The following is a 303-nucleotide window of genomic DNA, read 5'->3' on the forward strand; positions in this document are numbered from 1 at the left end:
GCTGCGGGTCGAGGGTGGTGATGCGGGCATTGCGGATGACCAGCGTGCTCATGCGACGCTCCTTGGAAGTGGAATCGAGTGCGGCACCGGCACGGCCGGCCAGGCCCAGCGCCACCGCGGCGCTGCCGGCCAGCACCACGTTGCGGCGGCCGTGATCGAGTGGATCGTGACTCATGCGAGATCTCCCAGAAGGCGTTGGCCGTCCAGTGCCCAGGCGCCGGGCCCGGTCAGCGCGAGGGCCAGCAGTACCGTGGTCCACATCAACGGGTACTCACTGCCGCCGCGCATCCAGAACCAGCCCTT

It is taken from the genome of Stenotrophomonas maltophilia group sp. Smal13 (genome assembly GCF_030236855.1).
Taxonomy (GTDB): domain Bacteria; phylum Pseudomonadota; class Gammaproteobacteria; order Xanthomonadales; family Xanthomonadaceae; genus Stenotrophomonas; species Stenotrophomonas maltophilia_A.